The sequence below is a fragment of the Usitatibacter palustris genome (genome assembly GCF_013003985.1).
Classification (GTDB): Bacteria; Pseudomonadota; Gammaproteobacteria; order Burkholderiales; family Usitatibacteraceae; genus Usitatibacter; species Usitatibacter palustris.
This window is the reverse complement of record NZ_CP053073.1, coordinates 331922-347909: the sequence shown is the minus strand read 5'-3', so window position 1 is coordinate 347909 and position 15988 is coordinate 331922. Positions and strand designations below refer to the sequence as shown.

General features: G+C 65.7%; 30 protein-coding genes. All 30 read right to left on the bottom strand.

Features of this window, described 5'->3' with window-relative positions:
- Position 1 precedes the first annotated feature (1 nt).
- The 30 genes from DSM104440_RS01960 to DSM104440_RS01815 all read right to left on the bottom strand — a co-directional run bounded on the left by DSM104440_RS01960 (position 2) and on the right by DSM104440_RS01815 (position 15719).
- Complete coding sequence (locus tag DSM104440_RS01960; RefSeq protein WP_171160306.1) at positions 2-328, bottom strand: glutaredoxin family protein; 327 nt, start codon at positions 326-328, stop codon at positions 2-4.
- 28 nt (positions 329-356) lie between these two features.
- Positions 357-989 (bottom strand): VOC family protein, encoded by a 633-nt coding sequence (locus DSM104440_RS01955; protein ID WP_212758170.1) that lies wholly within the window; start codon positions 987-989, stop codon positions 357-359.
- Positions 986-1573, bottom strand: coding sequence for a YdeI/OmpD-associated family protein (locus DSM104440_RS01950; RefSeq protein ID WP_212758169.1), 588 nt, complete (start codon positions 1571-1573; stop codon positions 986-988). The genes DSM104440_RS01955 and DSM104440_RS01950 overlap by 4 nt, the downstream gene beginning before the upstream one ends.
- Positions 1570-1998, bottom strand: a complete 429-nt coding sequence (locus DSM104440_RS01945) for a pyrimidine dimer DNA glycosylase/endonuclease V (protein WP_171160299.1) — start codon at positions 1996-1998, stop codon at positions 1570-1572. Before DSM104440_RS01945 ends, DSM104440_RS01950 begins: the two co-directional genes overlap by 4 nt.
- Complete coding sequence (locus DSM104440_RS01940; RefSeq protein WP_171160297.1) at positions 1995-2330, bottom strand: nuclear transport factor 2 family protein; 336 nt, start codon at positions 2328-2330, stop codon at positions 1995-1997. Before DSM104440_RS01940 ends, DSM104440_RS01945 begins: the two co-directional genes overlap by 4 nt.
- Complete coding sequence (locus DSM104440_RS01935) at positions 2327-2902, bottom strand: hypothetical protein (protein WP_171160295.1); 576 nt, start codon at positions 2900-2902, stop codon at positions 2327-2329. Before DSM104440_RS01935 ends, DSM104440_RS01940 begins: the two co-directional genes overlap by 4 nt.
- Positions 2899-3378 (bottom strand): YbaK/EbsC family protein, encoded by a 480-nt coding sequence (locus DSM104440_RS01930; protein ID WP_171160293.1) that lies wholly within the window; start codon positions 3376-3378, stop codon positions 2899-2901. The genes DSM104440_RS01935 and DSM104440_RS01930 overlap by 4 nt, the downstream gene beginning before the upstream one ends.
- Positions 3375-3776 carry a thioesterase family protein gene (locus DSM104440_RS01925; RefSeq protein WP_171160291.1) on the bottom strand — a complete coding sequence of 134 codons (402 nt, stop codon included), beginning with the start codon at positions 3774-3776 and terminating at the stop codon, positions 3375-3377. The genes DSM104440_RS01930 and DSM104440_RS01925 overlap by 4 nt, the downstream gene beginning before the upstream one ends.
- A gap of 8 nt (positions 3777-3784) precedes the next feature.
- Positions 3785-4081: a DUF1330 domain-containing protein gene (locus DSM104440_RS01920; RefSeq protein WP_171160289.1), complete on the bottom strand. Its 297-nt coding sequence runs from the start codon at positions 4079-4081 to the stop codon at positions 3785-3787.
- 19 nt (positions 4082-4100) lie between these two features.
- Complete coding sequence (locus tag DSM104440_RS01915) at positions 4101-4259, bottom strand: hypothetical protein (protein ID WP_171160287.1); 159 nt, start codon at positions 4257-4259, stop codon at positions 4101-4103.
- Between the two features lie 3 nt (positions 4260-4262).
- Positions 4263-4622: a hypothetical protein gene (locus DSM104440_RS01910; protein ID WP_171160285.1), complete on the bottom strand. Its 360-nt coding sequence runs from the start codon at positions 4620-4622 to the stop codon at positions 4263-4265.
- Positions 4623-4628: 6 nt separating this feature from the next.
- Positions 4629-5384: an SDR family NAD(P)-dependent oxidoreductase gene (locus tag DSM104440_RS01905; RefSeq protein WP_171160283.1), complete on the bottom strand. Its 756-nt coding sequence runs from the start codon at positions 5382-5384 to the stop codon at positions 4629-4631.
- 22 nt (positions 5385-5406) lie between these two features.
- A complete protein-coding gene (locus DSM104440_RS01900; RefSeq protein WP_171160281.1) occupies positions 5407-8325 on the bottom strand; it encodes a ligand-binding sensor domain-containing diguanylate cyclase in 2919 nt (972 codons plus the stop codon).
- 71 nt (positions 8326-8396) lie between these two features.
- Complete coding sequence (locus DSM104440_RS01895; protein WP_171160279.1) at positions 8397-8978, bottom strand: ComEA family DNA-binding protein; 582 nt, start codon at positions 8976-8978, stop codon at positions 8397-8399.
- Between the two features lie 2 nt (positions 8979-8980).
- Positions 8981-9403: a hypothetical protein gene (locus DSM104440_RS01890; protein ID WP_171160277.1), complete on the bottom strand. Its 423-nt coding sequence runs from the start codon at positions 9401-9403 to the stop codon at positions 8981-8983.
- A 14-nt stretch (positions 9404-9417) separates the two neighbouring features.
- Complete coding sequence (locus DSM104440_RS01885) at positions 9418-9873, bottom strand: GNAT family N-acetyltransferase (protein ID WP_171160275.1); 456 nt, start codon at positions 9871-9873, stop codon at positions 9418-9420.
- Between the two features lie 56 nt (positions 9874-9929).
- Positions 9930-10745 carry a class I SAM-dependent methyltransferase gene (locus DSM104440_RS01880; RefSeq protein WP_171160273.1) on the bottom strand — a complete coding sequence of 272 codons (816 nt, stop codon included), beginning with the start codon at positions 10743-10745 and terminating at the stop codon, positions 9930-9932.
- A complete protein-coding gene (locus DSM104440_RS01875) occupies positions 10735-10953 on the bottom strand; it encodes a hypothetical protein (protein WP_171160271.1) in 219 nt (72 codons plus the stop codon). The genes DSM104440_RS01880 and DSM104440_RS01875 overlap by 11 nt, the downstream gene beginning before the upstream one ends.
- A gap of 15 nt (positions 10954-10968) precedes the next feature.
- Positions 10969-11379 carry a VOC family protein gene (locus DSM104440_RS01870; RefSeq protein WP_171160269.1) on the bottom strand — a complete coding sequence of 137 codons (411 nt, stop codon included), beginning with the start codon at positions 11377-11379 and terminating at the stop codon, positions 10969-10971.
- Positions 11380-11388: 9 nt separating this feature from the next.
- Positions 11389-11796, bottom strand: a complete 408-nt coding sequence (locus DSM104440_RS01865; protein ID WP_171160266.1) for a GFA family protein — start codon at positions 11794-11796, stop codon at positions 11389-11391.
- A 5-nt stretch (positions 11797-11801) separates the two neighbouring features.
- The gene (locus DSM104440_RS01860) at positions 11802-12035 is read right to left on the bottom strand and encodes a hypothetical protein (protein ID WP_212758168.1); all 234 of its coding nucleotides are present in this window, start codon (positions 12033-12035) and stop codon (positions 11802-11804) included.
- Between the two features lie 8 nt (positions 12036-12043).
- Positions 12044-12487: a GNAT family N-acetyltransferase gene (locus DSM104440_RS01855; RefSeq protein WP_171160262.1), complete on the bottom strand. Its 444-nt coding sequence runs from the start codon at positions 12485-12487 to the stop codon at positions 12044-12046.
- A gap of 13 nt (positions 12488-12500) precedes the next feature.
- Positions 12501-12902, bottom strand: a complete 402-nt coding sequence (locus DSM104440_RS01850; RefSeq protein WP_171160259.1) for a DUF1801 domain-containing protein — start codon at positions 12900-12902, stop codon at positions 12501-12503.
- An 11-nt stretch (positions 12903-12913) separates the two neighbouring features.
- The gene (locus tag DSM104440_RS01845; RefSeq protein WP_171160257.1) at positions 12914-13441 is read right to left on the bottom strand and encodes a GrpB family protein; all 528 of its coding nucleotides are present in this window, start codon (positions 13439-13441) and stop codon (positions 12914-12916) included.
- 7 nt (positions 13442-13448) lie between these two features.
- Complete coding sequence (locus DSM104440_RS01840; RefSeq protein WP_171160255.1) at positions 13449-13853, bottom strand: hypothetical protein; 405 nt, start codon at positions 13851-13853, stop codon at positions 13449-13451.
- A gap of 6 nt (positions 13854-13859) precedes the next feature.
- Complete coding sequence (locus DSM104440_RS01835) at positions 13860-14348, bottom strand: hypothetical protein (RefSeq protein ID WP_171160253.1); 489 nt, start codon at positions 14346-14348, stop codon at positions 13860-13862.
- The gene (locus DSM104440_RS01830) at positions 14338-14631 is read right to left on the bottom strand and encodes a hypothetical protein (RefSeq protein WP_171160250.1); all 294 of its coding nucleotides are present in this window, start codon (positions 14629-14631) and stop codon (positions 14338-14340) included. Before DSM104440_RS01830 ends, DSM104440_RS01835 begins: the two co-directional genes overlap by 11 nt.
- Positions 14628-15002 (bottom strand): hypothetical protein, encoded by a 375-nt coding sequence (locus DSM104440_RS01825; protein WP_171160248.1) that lies wholly within the window; start codon positions 15000-15002, stop codon positions 14628-14630. The genes DSM104440_RS01830 and DSM104440_RS01825 overlap by 4 nt, the downstream gene beginning before the upstream one ends.
- The gene (locus DSM104440_RS01820; RefSeq protein ID WP_171160246.1) at positions 14999-15421 is read right to left on the bottom strand and encodes a tetratricopeptide repeat protein; all 423 of its coding nucleotides are present in this window, start codon (positions 15419-15421) and stop codon (positions 14999-15001) included. Before DSM104440_RS01820 ends, DSM104440_RS01825 begins: the two co-directional genes overlap by 4 nt.
- Before the next feature lie 70 nt (positions 15422-15491).
- The gene (locus DSM104440_RS01815) at positions 15492-15719 is read right to left on the bottom strand and encodes a hypothetical protein (RefSeq protein WP_171160245.1); all 228 of its coding nucleotides are present in this window, start codon (positions 15717-15719) and stop codon (positions 15492-15494) included.
- Positions 15720-15988: the final 269 nt, after the last annotated feature.

Genomic DNA, 15988 nt, shown 5'->3' with positions numbered 1-15988 from the left:
CTCACTTGAGCGCTGCGAGAATGCCATCCGGATCGTAACCCTGGACGACGTTGCCCTTCACCAGCAGGATCGGCACGCCGCGCACGTTCAGGGCCTTGTACTGGCGCGCGCCTTCCTCGTTCTTCTCGATGTCGAACTCCACGTACGCGATGCCCTTGTCGTCGAGGAACTTGCGCGTCGCGCGGCAGTAGCCGCACCAGTCCGTCGCATAGAGGATCACGTCGGCGTCGGCCGTGGCCACGATCGCGTTGCGGGCGCGGGAGGCCTGCACGCCATCGCAGGCTTTCCACACCACCAGCGCCACGAAGATCGCCATCAGGAGCTTCATCGTGAAAGCAGTATATCGACAGCGCGAACTAGGCGAGCGTTCCCTGGCCGCGCGGTGTCTCGATGCGCGCAACGAGGCCCGGTGGGCCGGCGCGGACCGTCACTTCGCCTTCGAGCGCGAGGGCACCGAGCAGGCGGGTGACGCGAGCCGGGTCGGGGTGGGTGATCTCCAGCGCGGCCAGTGCAAGGCCGTGGTCTTCCAGCCGGCTCGTGGGATGCCCGCCCACGCGCCATTCGATCAACCCCGGGCCGACGCCATCGAGCGGAACCGATCCATCGGGTGTCATCGTGATCAGCCACTCGAGCGCACCCCGGCTCATCGGTTCCACGGTGCCGAGCGACTCGGTTGCCGCTGCGTTCGCAGCGGCGATGTCGGTCGTGCGCGCGACCCAGGCCGCAAGCGTCGGTGCGAAGTCGGCGCCGCGCGCATCGAGCGCGAACCAGCGCGGCCGCGCGGGTGCCGGTGCATCCGGATCGATCGCGATGACTTCGAGGTAGATGCCGTCGCCCAGCCGCAGGAGCCGGTTGTGCGTCCCCATTCGCGCATGCTGCCCGCCCGCCTGCGGCGAGACACCCAGCACGTCGTGGATGTACGCCGAGCCCGCTTCGAGCGTGGGCGCGACGACGATGAGGTGGTCGAGCGTGCAGCGAGCCACGTTCACGTCGTGGATTTCTTCCAGGTGAACTGCGGAATGCGCTCGCCCGCGGCGCTGCATTTCACGAGGAGCGCGATACGCCGCACGCGCGTCTCGTCCTTCTTCGCGCTCACGATCCACCACGCGACCGCCTTGATGTACGACGGCGGCTGGGTCCCGTGGAATTTCCACGCGGCCTTGTCCTTGCGCAGCGCCGCCACGCATTCCTTCGGAAGCGCCGCGGGTATTCTCTGTTCGAACGAGTAGATGCCCGACTTGCCCGCCTTGCGCGCGGCGAAGGCCTTCGCCCCCGCGGGCTGCATGCGGCCCTCGGCCACCAGCACCGTCACGCGGTTCACGTTCACCGTGCTCCAGATGCTTCCCGCGCGGCGCGGCGTGAAGCGGATCACGTAGCTCACCTCGCCCAGGCTCTTGCGGATGCCGTCGATCCAGCCGTAGCAAAGCGCCTCGTCCACCGACTCGGGCCAGGTGATCGAGGGTTTTCCCGAATCCTTCTTGTGGAAACCGACCCAGAGCTCGTCGGCCTTCGCGTGGTTCTTCGCGAGCCACTTGCCAAACTCCGCGCCATTCTTGAAATGCCGTGGCGTCACGCGCGCTCCCAGTCGGCGATACCGCCCGCGACAACCTTGAAGAGCGGATGCGGCTTCACGCGCGCGATCTTTCCCAGCTCCGCGAGCCATGCGGGCGAACGCCGCCGCAGCTTGGCTTCGAGATGCTTCCATTCATGCGCCATCTGCCCGCGCGTCACCGCGATCGGTTCGACCTCACCCGCGCGGCCGATCTTGCTTGCATCGAACCGGTAACCGCGAGCGGTCGCTTCGTCGTGCAACGCGCGCAGGTACGCGGCCACGCAACGGAGCGGCGTGCGCGAGGCACGGAACCGATCGAGCTGCGGATGGTGCTGGTAACCGCGCGTTCGTCCCGCGAGCACCGCCTGCGCGAGCAATGCCTCGCGCCAGGCGGCGACCAACCCCTGCGAATCGAGGTAGCGCGGATGCAGCGACCACAACCTCACGGATTGAAGAACCACACCTTGCGAAGCAAGCCGTCGGTCATCTCGTACACCACGATCACCTCGACGGGCGTCTCCTTGATGCCCACGACGTACTCGTGGTCCACGACCTTGCTGCCGAGCGAGATGCGGTTCTGGATCTTCGCGTTCAGGGTCCTGGACTTGAAGCGCTCCACGTACGTCTCGCGGAACTTCGCCATGCCACTGATCGTGGGCTCGATGGTGGGCATGCGATAGACCTCGACGTCTTCGGCGTAGCACGCGCAGAAGCGTTCGATGTCGCGGTCGTTGTAGGCGTCCAACTGGCGTTGGACGAGCGATTCGGTTTCGGTCACTGGAGTTTCTCCTCGAAGGCCTGGATCAGTTGCGGTCCGACGTCGAGCGCCCACTCGGTCGCGCGCGGATCCACGCTCGCTCCATGCACCGCGGCATTCAACAGGTAGGTCATTTCGGTGAGGACGGCACTCTCGTCCTCGGTGAGCACGCCGCGCGACGAGAGCTCGCGCAGCAGGCGGCCCAGCCCCTGCATCGTCGTGCCGATGCCGTGCTTCTCGCACAGCAGGATGAGGCGCTTCTCGATCTCGATGCGCAAGCCCGCGAGCGCGAGGTTCGGGTCGCGCCCGGCGATGGCCTGGAATGCGTAGTCCTCATGCGGCGCGGCGTCGGCCTTCGACAGCAGGCCCGCGTCGTCCGCCTTCGCGGCGATCTTCTGCAGCTCCTGGAACTCGACCTTCCAGCCGCCGGGAAGCTCGAGCGATTTCAGCAGCGGCGCGAGCCACGGAACGATCGCGATCGCCACGAGCGCGAGCGTAATGCCGTCGATCGCGAGCGACGGAAAAATCACGTGCACGATCGCGAGCGCCAGGGCGCCCAGCGTGACGACGTTGCGGACGAAGGTGGGATTCACGCGACCACCATGACATGTCCACCGGTCGCGGCGACGAGCTGCCGCGCACCGATCGAGAACAGCGCGTTGGGCGTGCCGGCCGCGGCCCAGACGGAATCGAGCGCGAGGAGCGTCTCGTCGATGAGCGTCTCGATCGGCGTGCGATGCCCCAACGGAGGAACGCCGCCGATGGCAAAACCCGTCGCCGCGCGAACGAAGTCCGCGTCGGCCTTCAGGAGCTCCGTGCCAAGGTGTGCGGCGACGCGCTTCTCGTCCACGCGATTCACGCCGCTCGTGATCACCAGGACCGCTTGCTGTGTGTCCGCGCGCTTGAAGATGATCGACTTGGCGATCTGCGCGACTTCGCAGCCCACGGCCTGCGCTGCTTCCTTCGCGGTGCGCGTCGACTGCGGCAGCACCATGACGCGCGCCTCGATGCCCTTCGCGCGCAGCACCTCCTGCACGGTCCGCGCCGAATCCGGAAGCGTCTCGCTCATGGGCCCTTCCTGCGTGCCGCTCCCGAGAGCAGGCGATCGGTGGCGATGATCGCGCGCGCGTGATCGCCCTCGCCGATCGGCCCGGCATCGTCGAACGCCTCGACGCGAAAGCGATGCAGCTTGCCTTCGGTCCCGAGGTACGTGGCCACCGCCTTCGCGGTACCGCCAACCGGCGTGGCCGCTGAATGCTTGATGTTCACAACGACTCCCACCGAGAGCTCGCCCTCCTTGAGCATCGGTGTCAGCACGCGAGCCGCGGCGACTTCCATCAGCGCGATCATCCGCGCGGTGGCGAGCACGGCGGGAAAAGAATCCTGGGACGAGAGCGCCACCGCACTCGCGGTATCCGCGTGCGTCACGGTGATCGAGGCTTCGCCCGTCTGTCCGATCGCAACCACGCCAATGCCTATTCGGTGCCTTCCACGATGCGCACCTCGCGCGCGACCGCGCCGGGCGTGAGGAACGCGGTGGCTTCCTTGTACGCGGGGCTCTCGTACGCGGCGACCGCCTGCGCGACACTCGGAAACTCGATCACGACAACCCGCTGCATGACGGCGTTTTCGAAGATCGCCGCCGGCATCCCGCGTGCGATGAACTTCCCGCCGGCCGCCATCAGCGCGGGGCCGGCGAGCGCGGCGTATTTCTGCAGCGCTTCGGGGTTCGAGATCGACTGGTACGTGGAAATCCAATAGGCCTTGGGCATCGTCAGTCCTGTATCGGGGTCACTTGGGGGGCCGCGCGCGGCGTTGACGGAACATTAGCATCTCGACCACGAACCAGGCGCCGAGGAAAAGCGCACCCATCAGCCAGGACCGCTTCACGAAGAAGAAGGCGCTGAAGCCCAGCAGGATGAGTGCGCCCAGGCGCGTGGTCCACTGCATCGCCTAGAATTTCGCGAGCACTTCGGCGTCGCTCAGCGGCTGCGAACCCGCCCAGACGACGACCTTCGCCGCACCCGCGCCCAGCGCGAGCTCATGAAGCAGCCGGTCCTCGACTTCGCACAAGCCGCCCTCGGACATTTCCATCGGATGGATCAGCACGCGCGGCGCGACTTTGAAGAAGCTGCCCTGCACGATCTCCTTCATGGCGCGCTTGAGCAGCGGGCCCGCGACGGAAAATCGGCCGACGAGCATGCGCGCCGACGTGAACGGCGGCCGCGCGTCGAACGTGCCCTCCCGACCCGATTCGAGATGGCGGACTCGGAACTGGTTCGTCTTCACGACAACGTAGGCAGTGCTGGACATCGCGACTTATCTCCCCAGGCCCTGGCCGCCGCTCACGCTGATCACCTGCGCGGTGACCCAGATGGCGAGCGGCGAGGCGAGGAACAGCACCACGTTCGCGACTTCCTCGGGCCGGCCCAGCCGGCCGGTGGGCATCGAAGCGAGCGTGCGCTTGTAGATGTCGGGCTCTTCGGTCTTGCGCCGCTCCCACGATCCACCGGGAAACTCGATCGAACCGGGCGTCACGCAGTTCACGCGCACACCCTTGGCCGCGAGCGTTGCGGCCTGCGTCTGCGTGTAGTGGATCACTGCGGCCTTCGCGGCACCGTAGGCCGGCGCGCGCGGCGCCGGATGCAGACCCGAGATCGACGAAATGTTCACGATCGAAGGTTCGTTGCCCTTGAGCAGGTACGGAAGTGCGGCGCGCGAAGCGCGAACCACTGCGCGCAGATCCACCGCGAGATCCGCATCCCAGCTCGCCTCGTCATCGCCGAGCGCCGCGCCGGTCGCGTTGTTCACCAGGACATCGATGCCGCCCAGCGCTTCGGCGGCGGCGGGAATGTAGCGATTGATCGCGGCATCGTCGCCGAGATCACAGGTCTGCGCGTGCGCGAACGGTCCGCGTGCCGCGAGCTCTGCCCGCGTGGCCTCGAGCGCGGCCGCACCGCGCGCGCAGATCGACACCTTCGCGCCGCCCTCGGCGAACGCGAGCGCGATCGAGCGACCGATGCCGCGGCTGCCACCGGCAACGACGACGCGCTTGCCTTTCACATCGACTTCCATGGAATTTCCTTTCGTTGAACCGCTACCGTACCCGGTTTCGGCCTTCCTGCTTGGCACGGTACAGCGCGGCATCGGCTTCGGCGACCAGCGGCGCCCACGTACTGCCCGGCGCGGGCACGCGCGCGGCGACTCCGAGGCTGATCGTCACTACCGGCGCGACGGTCGAGGCCGGATGCGCGATGCCCTTGGCTTCGATCGCGCGGCGCAGCGATTCGGCGAACGCCAGCGCAACGGCGTGATCCGCGCTCGGGATGAGGATGACGAACTCCTCGCCGCCGTAACGCGCAGCGAAATCGCTCGCGCGGCTCGTCGCTTCACGGATGACGTCGGCCACCTCGATCAGGCAAGCGTCCCCGCGCGGATGGCCCAGCGCATCGTTGTAGGCCTTGAACGCGTCGATGTCCGCGATCACGACGGCGAGTGAAGTCTCCTGGCGCGCGGCGCGACGCCACTCGGTGTCGAGCACCTCGTCGAGGCGGCGGCGATTGGGGAGGCCGGTGAGCGCATCGGCGAACGACAGGCGCGAGAGGTGCTCGTTGGCGATGCGCAGTTCCTCGGTCTTGATCGCGACCAGCTCTTCCATCTCGGCGTGATGGCGGCGCAACTGGTGCACGCGTAGCCGGAAGAGTGCGGCGCCCGTGGCCATTGCGACCAGCACCGCGAGCACCGTGAACCACGCCGTCTGGTAGAAGTGCGGCTGCACCGTGATCGCCAGCGGCTTCTCGAGCTCCTGCCAGCGGCGGCCGTCGATCGAGCCGGCGACGTGGAAGCTGTAGGTGCCATGCGGCAGCGCCGGAAACGACGCCTCGCGCGACTTGCCCGCCTCGACCCAGTCGCGCGTCATGCCGTCCATCTTGTAGCGGAAGCGAACGCGGTCGGCGTTGAGCAGTGTCTCCGACGAATAGCGAATGGAGAGCGGTGCGGAACCCGGCGGCAGGATGATCTCACCGCCCGGCGGCGCGCCCACGCCGTTCACGGTGATTTCCGAAACGCTCACGGCCGGCGGCGTGCCCGATTCGGGAAGCCGCATGGGATCGACGATCACGAGTCCGCGAAGCGACGGCAGCCAGACGCGGCCGCTTGCGTCGATCGCTCCGGCGTTCTGCAGGCCGCCGGCGAACGTGGTCGAGCGCAACGCATCCACCGGCCCGTAGCCCGTCGACAACACCTTCGACGTGAGCCCGTCGGCAAATGCGTCGAGGTCGGCGCGCGCCACGCGGTAGAAGCCGCGGTTGCACGTGATCCAGAAATGACCGGAGCTGTCCTCGAGGATGGCCTGCGCGAGGCCGTCCCAGAGTCCGTCGGCGAGCCGGATGCTCTTGAACTGGCCGTTCTTGTAGCGCGTGATGCCTTCGCCGTTGGTGCCGATCCACAGCGTGCCGTTCGCGTCCTCGTGCAGCGCGACGATCCAGTTGGATGCGAGCCCGTCCTTGCGCATGAAGCGTTCGAACTTGCCGTCGCGGTGGCGAATCAGGCCCGCGCCTGCGGTTCCGATCCAGAGGGTGCCGCTGCGCTCCTCGAGGATCGTGGTGATGCCCTCGTCCTGCGCGCCCAGCCCCGGGACAGCAATGAAGCGCTTGCCGTCGAACTGCGCGAGCCCCGATGAAGTGCCGACCCAGAGGATGCCGCTGCGATCGCGATACACCACGCGCACATCGACGTTCGGAATGCCGTGCGCGGTTCCGAAGTTCTCGATCTTGTTGTTCTTCAGCCGCGCGATGCCGCCGGTGTAGGTCGCGATCCAGATGGCGCCGTCGCGGTCCTCGAACAGGGCCGAGGCCTCTTCGGTCGAGAGCCCCTCCTTCACGCCGAACTTCGCCGTGACCTTGCCGCCCTCGATGCGATTCACGCCGCCACCCGCGGTCGCGACCCACGTGACGCCGTCGCGCGCGTGAATCACCGAACGCGTGTTGTCGCCGGAGAGGCCCTCGGGCTTGCCGAACACCACGAACGACCGCTTGCTGATGCGATTGAGACCGCCATGCCAGGTGCCGATCCACACGCTGCCTTCGCGATCCACGTGCACGGACCAGATCTGGTCGCCCGCAAGTCCGTTCGCCGTGGAGATCGCGACGAACCGTCCCGCGGTCATGCGGACTACACCCGCGCCCCACGTGCCGATCCAGAGCGAGCCGTCGTTGTCGCGCGCGAGATAGGTGAGCTGTTCGGTGGGCAGGCCCTCGGCCACGCCGTAGATGCGAATCTTGCCGTCCTGCACGCGCACGAGCCCGCCGCCGGCGGTCGCGGCCCAGACGCCACCCGCGGGATCGGCCAGGACGTGGCGCACTTCGAGGTGCGGGAATCCGTGCTCGGGCTTGAGCGCGTTGAACTTGCCGCCGGCGTAGGACACGAGACCGCCACCGGTCGTCGCGATCCACAGCGTTCCGTCCTTGTCGAAGGCGAGCGCGCGCAGGCGACGTGTCGGAAGACCGTCGGCCTCCTTGAAGATCTTCGCCTCACCCTTCTCCCACCGGACGAGGCCGTTCTCGGTGGCCGCCCACATGACGCCGTCGTGGGCGCGCGCGAAGGCCCAGACACGGCGGCCCTCGAGGAGCTCGTCGGGCCACGCCCGCTCGAAGCGCCCGTCGCGATAGCGCGAGGCGCCACGCGAGTGGCCGATCCAGAGCGTGCCGTCGGGATCCTCGGTAAATCCGAAAACCGGGCGCGCGGTGGGATCGGGTTGCGAAGACGCTTCGAAGGAGGCGAAGCGGATGCCATCGAACCGCGTGAGTCCGCCGCCGGTGCCGATCCAGAGTTGGCCGTCGCGGCCCTGGAAGACGGACTGCACGGTGTTCATCGGCAAGCCCTGCTCGGTCGCCCAGGCGTCGATGCGGTACTGGGTGATCGCGAGCTTGGCCGGATCGACCGGGTTCACGTCGTGCGCGACGACGGAAAACGATCCGGCCGCAAGCAGGAGCGCGGCGATAACGAGACGGATCATCGAGGAAACCAACCGGGTTGCGACATCTGCGAAGTACGTGCGCGGGAAAGCGATTATCGTTTGCGCCCAGTTTACCTGCGGTTGTAGTCCCGGTAGGTCTCTCTCAGACGAGCGGCCATCAGGCCGTTGGGCGGTACGCCCTCGAGGCTTTTCCCGTCGACCGTCAGGCCGCACGTCGAGGCGGCCACGGCCGCCTGCGGATCGCGGAACGCCTTGATTCGGCTCGTGAGATCGGGCCAGTCCTTGAAGCGGCGGATCCCGCGCTCGACGATGATCTGCGCGGCGGTCTCGCGGCTGACCGTAATTACAACTGCAATTTCTTCCTGCGTCGCGGTGTTCACGTCGACGAGGACGATGTCGACGGGCTGCACCGACTCCATGTTCCGGGTCGATGCCGCTCGATCGCGGTACTGCTGGTTCGCGGCCCACGATTCCTTCGTGATGCAGTCGAAACGGCGGTCGATGTCATAGCCGTCCTGCTGGGCCTGCTCGCGGCGCTCCACCGTGCGCAGCGGCTGCCCTTCGCACACGGTCTGCATCTCGCTCGGCCCGGCCGCCGCGGGCTTCTTGCCGCAGCCGGCTGCAACGAGGCCGATGAGCAGCAGGGCCCCCACGGGTGCGAATCGGATGACGGTGAGGATCACGATGCGCAAGTCTAACCGCGCCGGTTGCCGGCGAGAACCAGCACCAGCAGCGCGACGGCCGCGATCACGCCGAAGACGATAGGCGAGAGAACGACGTACCAGTCGCCCTGGCCGCTGCTCGGGTACCAGGCGATGTCGACGACCACCAGGCCCACGATCGCGGCGATCGTCCACCCGATGATGGAGGACGAGCGGGTCGTGAACGCCGCGGCGGCGAGCAGGTAGAACGGGCCGCCGAACCAGAGGACGTGGATCACGAAGTCGTTGGTCAGCGTGCACTCGAAGCACGTCGAGAGGGCGTATTCCCTCTCGCGCTGGGCGATGAACGCGGCCACCCCTCCGACCCGTGAGATCGCCGCGAGGTAGATGTGCAGCGCGTTGGCCCCGATCGCGACGAGAACCGTCGCGATGCGCATCTTGGCCTGGGGGCTCATCGCGGCGACCTAGCTCACAGCGCGAGCGACATGAAGGTGCTGTTGGCATCGGGCTTGTAATCGGCGAACGGCCCGCAGTCGGTGAATCCGAAACTCTCGTAGAGCTTGCGCGCCGGCTTGAACGCATCGATCGAGCCGGTCTCCAGGCTGAGGCGCCGGTAGCCGCGTGACCTCGCCTCGGCGACGATGTGCTCGAGCACCGCGCGCCCCGCACCCTTGCGGCGAAGCGCGCTGGGCGTGCGCATCGACTTCACTTCGCCGTGCGTTGCGTCGAGCTCTTTCAGCGCGCCGCAGCCGAGGAGGAGCCCGCCGTCCCACACGGTCCAGAACGTGATGCCGGGTGCGCGAAGCTTCGACAGATCGAGCGCATGCACGCTGAAGGGCGGCGAGAGCTCGTACATGTTGGCCAGATGCTCGCGCAGCAGGTCGTGTACTTCGGTGCGCGTGAGATCGTCCTGTTCGATGTGCATCGACTCAACTCTGGGTGTCCACCGCTATCCAGTTTACTTCCCATGTCTTGCCGCCGTCATCCGAGAACGACTGCTCGAACCGCCCAGGCCCGGGCCGTCATGGGAATGGAGCCGTCGTAGGCAATGGGCACGCTCTCGCGCAGGCGATCGCGCAGCCGCGACCTCGACGCTTCATCGAGCGACATGGCGTACGAAGGCGCCGGTCCCTGGCCACCGAGAAACGGCTGCCAGTAATCCTCGAAGTCGGCGAAGTTCGTCGGGATGTCCACGGCCGACACTTCGACGCCCTTCAATCCGGCACCGGTGAAAAGGCTCTCGAGCCCCTCGGGACGACACACCGGGAAGCGAAGGCTCTCCACCAGGTTCACGACCTTCGGGTCGAGCGCGACCGCCGCATTCCAGAAATACGTCATGAGATCCATTTTTCCCGCGTAGTCCCAGACATAGGCGGCGATCGTTGCGCCCTTGTCCGCGACGCGCGCCATCTCGCGAACGGCCGCGGGCTGGTCGGGCACGAAGTTCAACACGAGGCCCGAGACCACGACGTCGGCCGACGCATTACCGAGTGGCAGCGCCGTCGCACTCCCCACGTGGAACGTGGCCCGTCCCGCGAGATTTTCCTTCGCGGTCTTGAGGAATCCCTCCGACGGCTCGACGCCCGTGACGGAGGCGGGCGAACAGCGATCGAGAATCGCAGCGCAAAGCGCTCCGGTGCCGCATCCCACGTCGACCCACCGTCGGTTCGGTGGCATGTTCAACCACGCGAGAAACTCCGGCGCGACCTTCCGGCTCCAGCGTCCGACGTAACGTTCGTAGGTGTTTCCGTGCGCCCAATTGTCCGGGCGCTGTCCGAGGTTGGCGTCACGGGTCATCGCGTTCGGCTCCTTTCGTCGTATCGCGCCACCAGCCCATGGCATTCGTGATCAGCCAGGCGAAGAACCAGATGAACGGGAAAGCCGCCATCGCGAGGGCCATCGGCCAGGGCGCCTGCTGCGCGGGATAGATCGCATAGGCGAGACCAACGAGCGCCAGCGTCAACACGACCGCCACCGCAAACGCGACTGCGATCGGATGCTTCATGAGCGCTCGCGCCGATCAGGCGGGCGTGGCGATCTCGTCATAGCCCCTCCCGACGAATTGCACGAGACAGAAGCCGTGGCCGAATGGATCGGACATGAGCGCGAGCTTGCCCCAGTTGCTCGATCGCGCCGGCTGTTCGACCTTCGCGCCGGCCGCGACTGCCTGGTGGACGGCGGCATCGATGTCCTTCACGACGATGTCGAGATGAACCGGCGTCCAGTGCCGCTCGTAGGTGCGGGCCTGGTTCGACTGCTTCGACGCTGGCGTGCCGGCCGCCTTCACCAGGAGATAGATGGGAGCGGAGGCGCCCATGAGCTCAACGCCCCCTTCGCCGAAACGGCGGCTCACCTTGAGCCCGAACGCGCGCGTGTAGAAATCCGTGGCGCGGCCGAGATCATCGACGTCGATGTTGACGAGCAAATCCATCACGCGCTCCTACTCGGGATCCTTCTCGAAGGCCGTCGTGCCCGGTGGCAACTGGACCCAAGGATGGCGCCGGCAATCGTAGATTGAAAACTTCGGCGGGGGAAAGTTCGGATCAGCGAACGCTCCCACAGCCACGCTCACACTATCGCGCGAAACGCCCTCCTCGGTGTGGAAGAGGTTCGTGCCGCACACGGGACAGAAGCGAAAGCGAAACTTCGCTCCCTGGTCGCCGGCCCTCACATACTCGGTGGCCTTGCCGAAGACCTGGTACGGGCCGGGGAAGCCAGCAAGTGCGGCGAAGACGCTCCCGGTTCGTTGCTGGCACGCGAGGCAGTGACAGAGTCCGACGATCCTCGGCTCCGCATTCACGACGATGCGCAGTTGACCGCAATGGCAGGAAGCCGTGCGCGTTGGCATGTCAGTCATTTGACGTAGTCGACGGCCTTGCTCGCATGCCCGAGCGCCTCGGCTTCGCTCGCGAACGTTTGGCCGCCGAACCGCTGCAGGGAAAACCATCCCCGCAGGTCCTCATGATCTCTCCGGTACTCCTCATAGCCAAACGTACCGTCGTCACGCACGAAGATATCGATGCAGTGATCGCCGGTCTCATTGTTGATCGATTGGACGACTCTGTTGGGCAAGTGTGCGAACTCCACGCGAGGCCTCAGGAGGTTACGACCGGATTCTTGCCTTCCCATTTGAGCACGACCAGCGACTCGCCCGTTTCGCGATGGTCGATGATCTTCAGGGCGTAGAACTCCTCGCGCTGGTAGAACCGGATCGCCCGCGGGTTCTGCGCGAAGACGCAGAGCTGGACGACATTCGTCTGCGCCTTGAGGTGGTCGAGCATTCGCTTGCCAAGGCCCTGCGATTGAAAATGCGGATCGACGAAGAGCGCCTCGACACCCCAGCCATTGCGGCACAGGAGCGCCCGGATTCCGCCTTCGTCCAGCACATCGGTATGAAACTCGAAGAGCGTGCGCTCTCGCATCTTGCGTTCGGTCGCTTCGATGAACTCCGGCTTCAGGAACGGATGCGAGGCCGTGCACGCGTCGCGGAACACGCGCAGCGTCTCGTCCACGTCCTTCGGCTCGATGCGCCGAATCACGCCGGCCCGCCTGCTAGCCCCTGGCCTTGGACTTGTTCAGCGTCACGGCCGCGCGAATGAGGGTCTTGAACGCCTTCTCGTCGATCTGCGCATCCTTCGGGACGTCGATCGCGCGTCTCGTGTTCCCCTCGAGGCTCGAGTTGAAGAGCTTGGAGGGATCCTTCACGGACGCCCCTTTTGCGAAAGTCAGCTTCACGGCCTTCGTATAGCTCTCGCCCGTGCAGATCAGGCCGTCATGCGACCACACCGGAACATTCCACTTCCATTCCTCGACGACGTCGGGATCGGCTTCCTTGATCAAGGCGCGGAGCTTCGCGAGTGTTTTCCCGCGCCAGTCACCGAGCTCCTTGATTCGCGCGTCGATCCGCTCGGACGCATCTTCGCCACTGGCCAATCCGGATTTCTTCGTTGCCATGACGCCTCCTTTCACTTCACTTCATGGGCGGGTCGAACACCGTGATCGCGCATGACACGCGCGATGAACGGCGCCTTCGAATCGGTGTAGAGCTCGCGATCGTAGCGGTGCAGCTCCGCAAGGTGACGCTTCAACTGCGCGTACTCGTTCGCGATATCCGGATTGTTGCGGAGCAGGTCGCGAAACACAATGCGCTCGAACCACAGCGGGCTCTGGAATGGAACGAGGTGCAGGTGATGCGTTCGCAGCTCGGGGCTGGGCTTGCAGAACCAGTGCATCACTTCGCTCCGGTATGGAAAGTAGCAGTACGAAAGCGCGCGAAGCCGTTCCAATGTCGGTTGGGAGTCGGTAAGGTTCACAACGGGCGCCATGATATCGATGACGGGTTTGGCGGCAAGTCCCGGCACCGCAGTGCTGCCGATGTGCTCGATGGGTCCGGCGAGCCACGGCCCGATGGTCTTGGCGATCAATGCGCGCTCCGCCTCGAACAGCGCCGGCCATGCGGGGTTGTACTCGTCGATGTGTACGGGTGCTTCCATCGCAGGGCTATTCGTTGCCCAGGACCTGGCGCAATTCCACGCACATCTGCCCGAAGTACTCTCCCGCAATTTCGAAGCCACAGCTCAGTCGGTCGGTTGAGACCTCGGCCGCGAGCATTGGCGTATAGCGAAAGGCGGTTATCACGACCGTCACCCAGATCGATCCGGTGCTTCCGTAGGGTTGGAACGTGAGGAGGAAGTCCTCGGTCCCTTCGAGGCTCGCCGTTCCGCGCCTCGTCTTCTCAAGCTGCTCGAGATCGGCGAGAAACTGGGGAGCGCCCATCGGAAAGATGTTCGAGGTCTCGCCCGAGAACGATTGCGCCCGCACGGAAATGTCGAGATCGAGTGGGTCCTCGAACGTGCCGCGGGATATGGCCAGGAAGCTGCGGCGATCGACCGATTCAATGCGCATCGGTGTTCAAGACTCGCAGGGACAGCCGCTCGATCGCACGGCGCATTGCCGGGCACCCTGCTTCACCAGCGCTTGCCAGATCGGGCCGTTGAGGCCGCGCGTCTCCTTGCCGTCGAGTATCAGGAACGACACGCGGCTCTTTCCGAGGCACGTCGGAACCACCGCGGGTTGAGTGTGGAGTTGCAGGTTGGAGTCCGGATCGTGGAGGTCGATGTGGAACCAGACGCCGTCGGGATCCGGGTGCGGCACGCCCGACATCCAGCCGCCCGTTTTCGGCGCCTGGTGAGTGCGATACCCGTAGCCGATGCTCGGCGGGTCGCTACGCAGGTGCTTCGCCGCCGAGAAATCCTGGAGCTGAGGGAAATCTGCCTTGAGCTTTTCGATGTCTGCGGCAACGGCCTTCATGACGCCGAGGCGATCCTGCGCGTGAGCGGGCACGGCGCCCGCGGACAAGGCGAGAACCAGCGACGTCAGCGTCAGAACCCTATGCAGCATGACCGGCTCCCTCGAGTACAAAGGCAGTCAATTTTCCGAGACGCTCGAAGTAGCCGCGCGACTCGGGCTCCACCTTGGGCACGATCACCTCGATGAGCCGAGCGCATTCCTTCAAAGTTGCCACGCGTTTTTCGTCGAGATGCCCATGCACAACGTAGTAGTCGATGCAGCCCGCAGCGCACATGTCCAGGAATACGAGGTCGGTTCCTTCGATGTCGACGCCCTTCGACGCCGGCGGGAACGGTGCATTGCGATGCTCGTCCCAGAGGGAGTCAAGCTTCACTTGGACCGCGCGTCGCAATCGACCTTGGCCTCCGCAATGACGTAGGGTCGCTCGATCTTGAGCTGCATCTGGATCTCGCTATAGGAGATCTCCGGACGCGCCTGTCGAAGCCGCCGCTCGATTTCGCCGGATCGCTTGTCCCACATGTCGAGTTGGCACGAAAAGCTCTTCGCTTCGGCCGCGCTGGGCGCGCGGGACCCCATCTTCATCGCAAAAAACCCAAGCACGAGGCCAACGACAACAAGCGTCCCGACCGCCAAGGGCATCTGCCACACCTGGCGCGTGCTCTCCTGGTGCTCGAGGTCGTCGACCAGCGTGCGCACTTCCTTCAACGCTCGCTGCTCGCGGATGCGATTGGAATCGTCTGTCACCTTGGCCCCTTCATGCAGTCGAGCAGCGATTGTGCTTCTTCCCGGCCATCGTCGGTAATGCTGCCGGAAGCGACCGCCCGCCTGAGCGCGGCCATGGCTCGGCCCCGATGCGGCGCGACGCCCATGCCCTCAAGGTAGTGCTTGGCGATCTCCACTTCGGCGTCGCCGTCATTCATCGAGGCCGCACGCTTGAACCACTCCAAAGCGAGGCGATGGCGCCCGGCCTCGCGGTACACCGTGCCGATGTTCGACGCGGCCGCACTGTCTCCGGCACGAGCGGCGCGGCGGTACCAACGAAGCGCTTCCGCTTGATCCTTGCGAACGCCCAAGCCCACGTCGTAGAAGTAACCGAGGTTGAGGAATGCATTCTTGTCGCCGCTCTCGGCACGCGCGCGGAAAAGGCGGAACGCGAGCTTCACCTCGCCTCGTTCCCATGCCGCGTACGGATCTGTCTTCTTTGGGTCGATCGCCATGGCGCTACGTGTGTGATTACAAAAGCATGAAGGCGCCTGTCACCACGACGATGCTCACCGCTGCAGCGATGACCAGAACGCGTAACGCACTGTGCGCCTTGTCGATCCCGTTCGATGACGAAGCCAGGTTGCGACGACCCGGGAATAGCGTGTCGAGCGTGCCGGTTGCCAATCCAAGGACGGCGAGCACGATGATGGCGAGGGTTGCTGCTCCGATGACCACGGCGATGAGGCGCTCCTTCAACTACTCGAATGGTACCAATGACGGCCGCCCGTCAGGCGTTACGGCCCCCGCTGGACGAGATGAGGATTCCGAGCCACGCCATGAACATGAGCGTGCAAGTGCCCACCAGTGGCGGAACAAGGACGAACACCCACAGATGCCACGCACCACCCCAAAGCGATAGCTCGACAGTCGCGCCATCGCAAACGCCATCTTCGAAGGAGCCGCCGCGGTCAAGGCATTGGTCCATCTGGAGGAAGTCCCACCACCACGCGAAACCGACGGCAAAT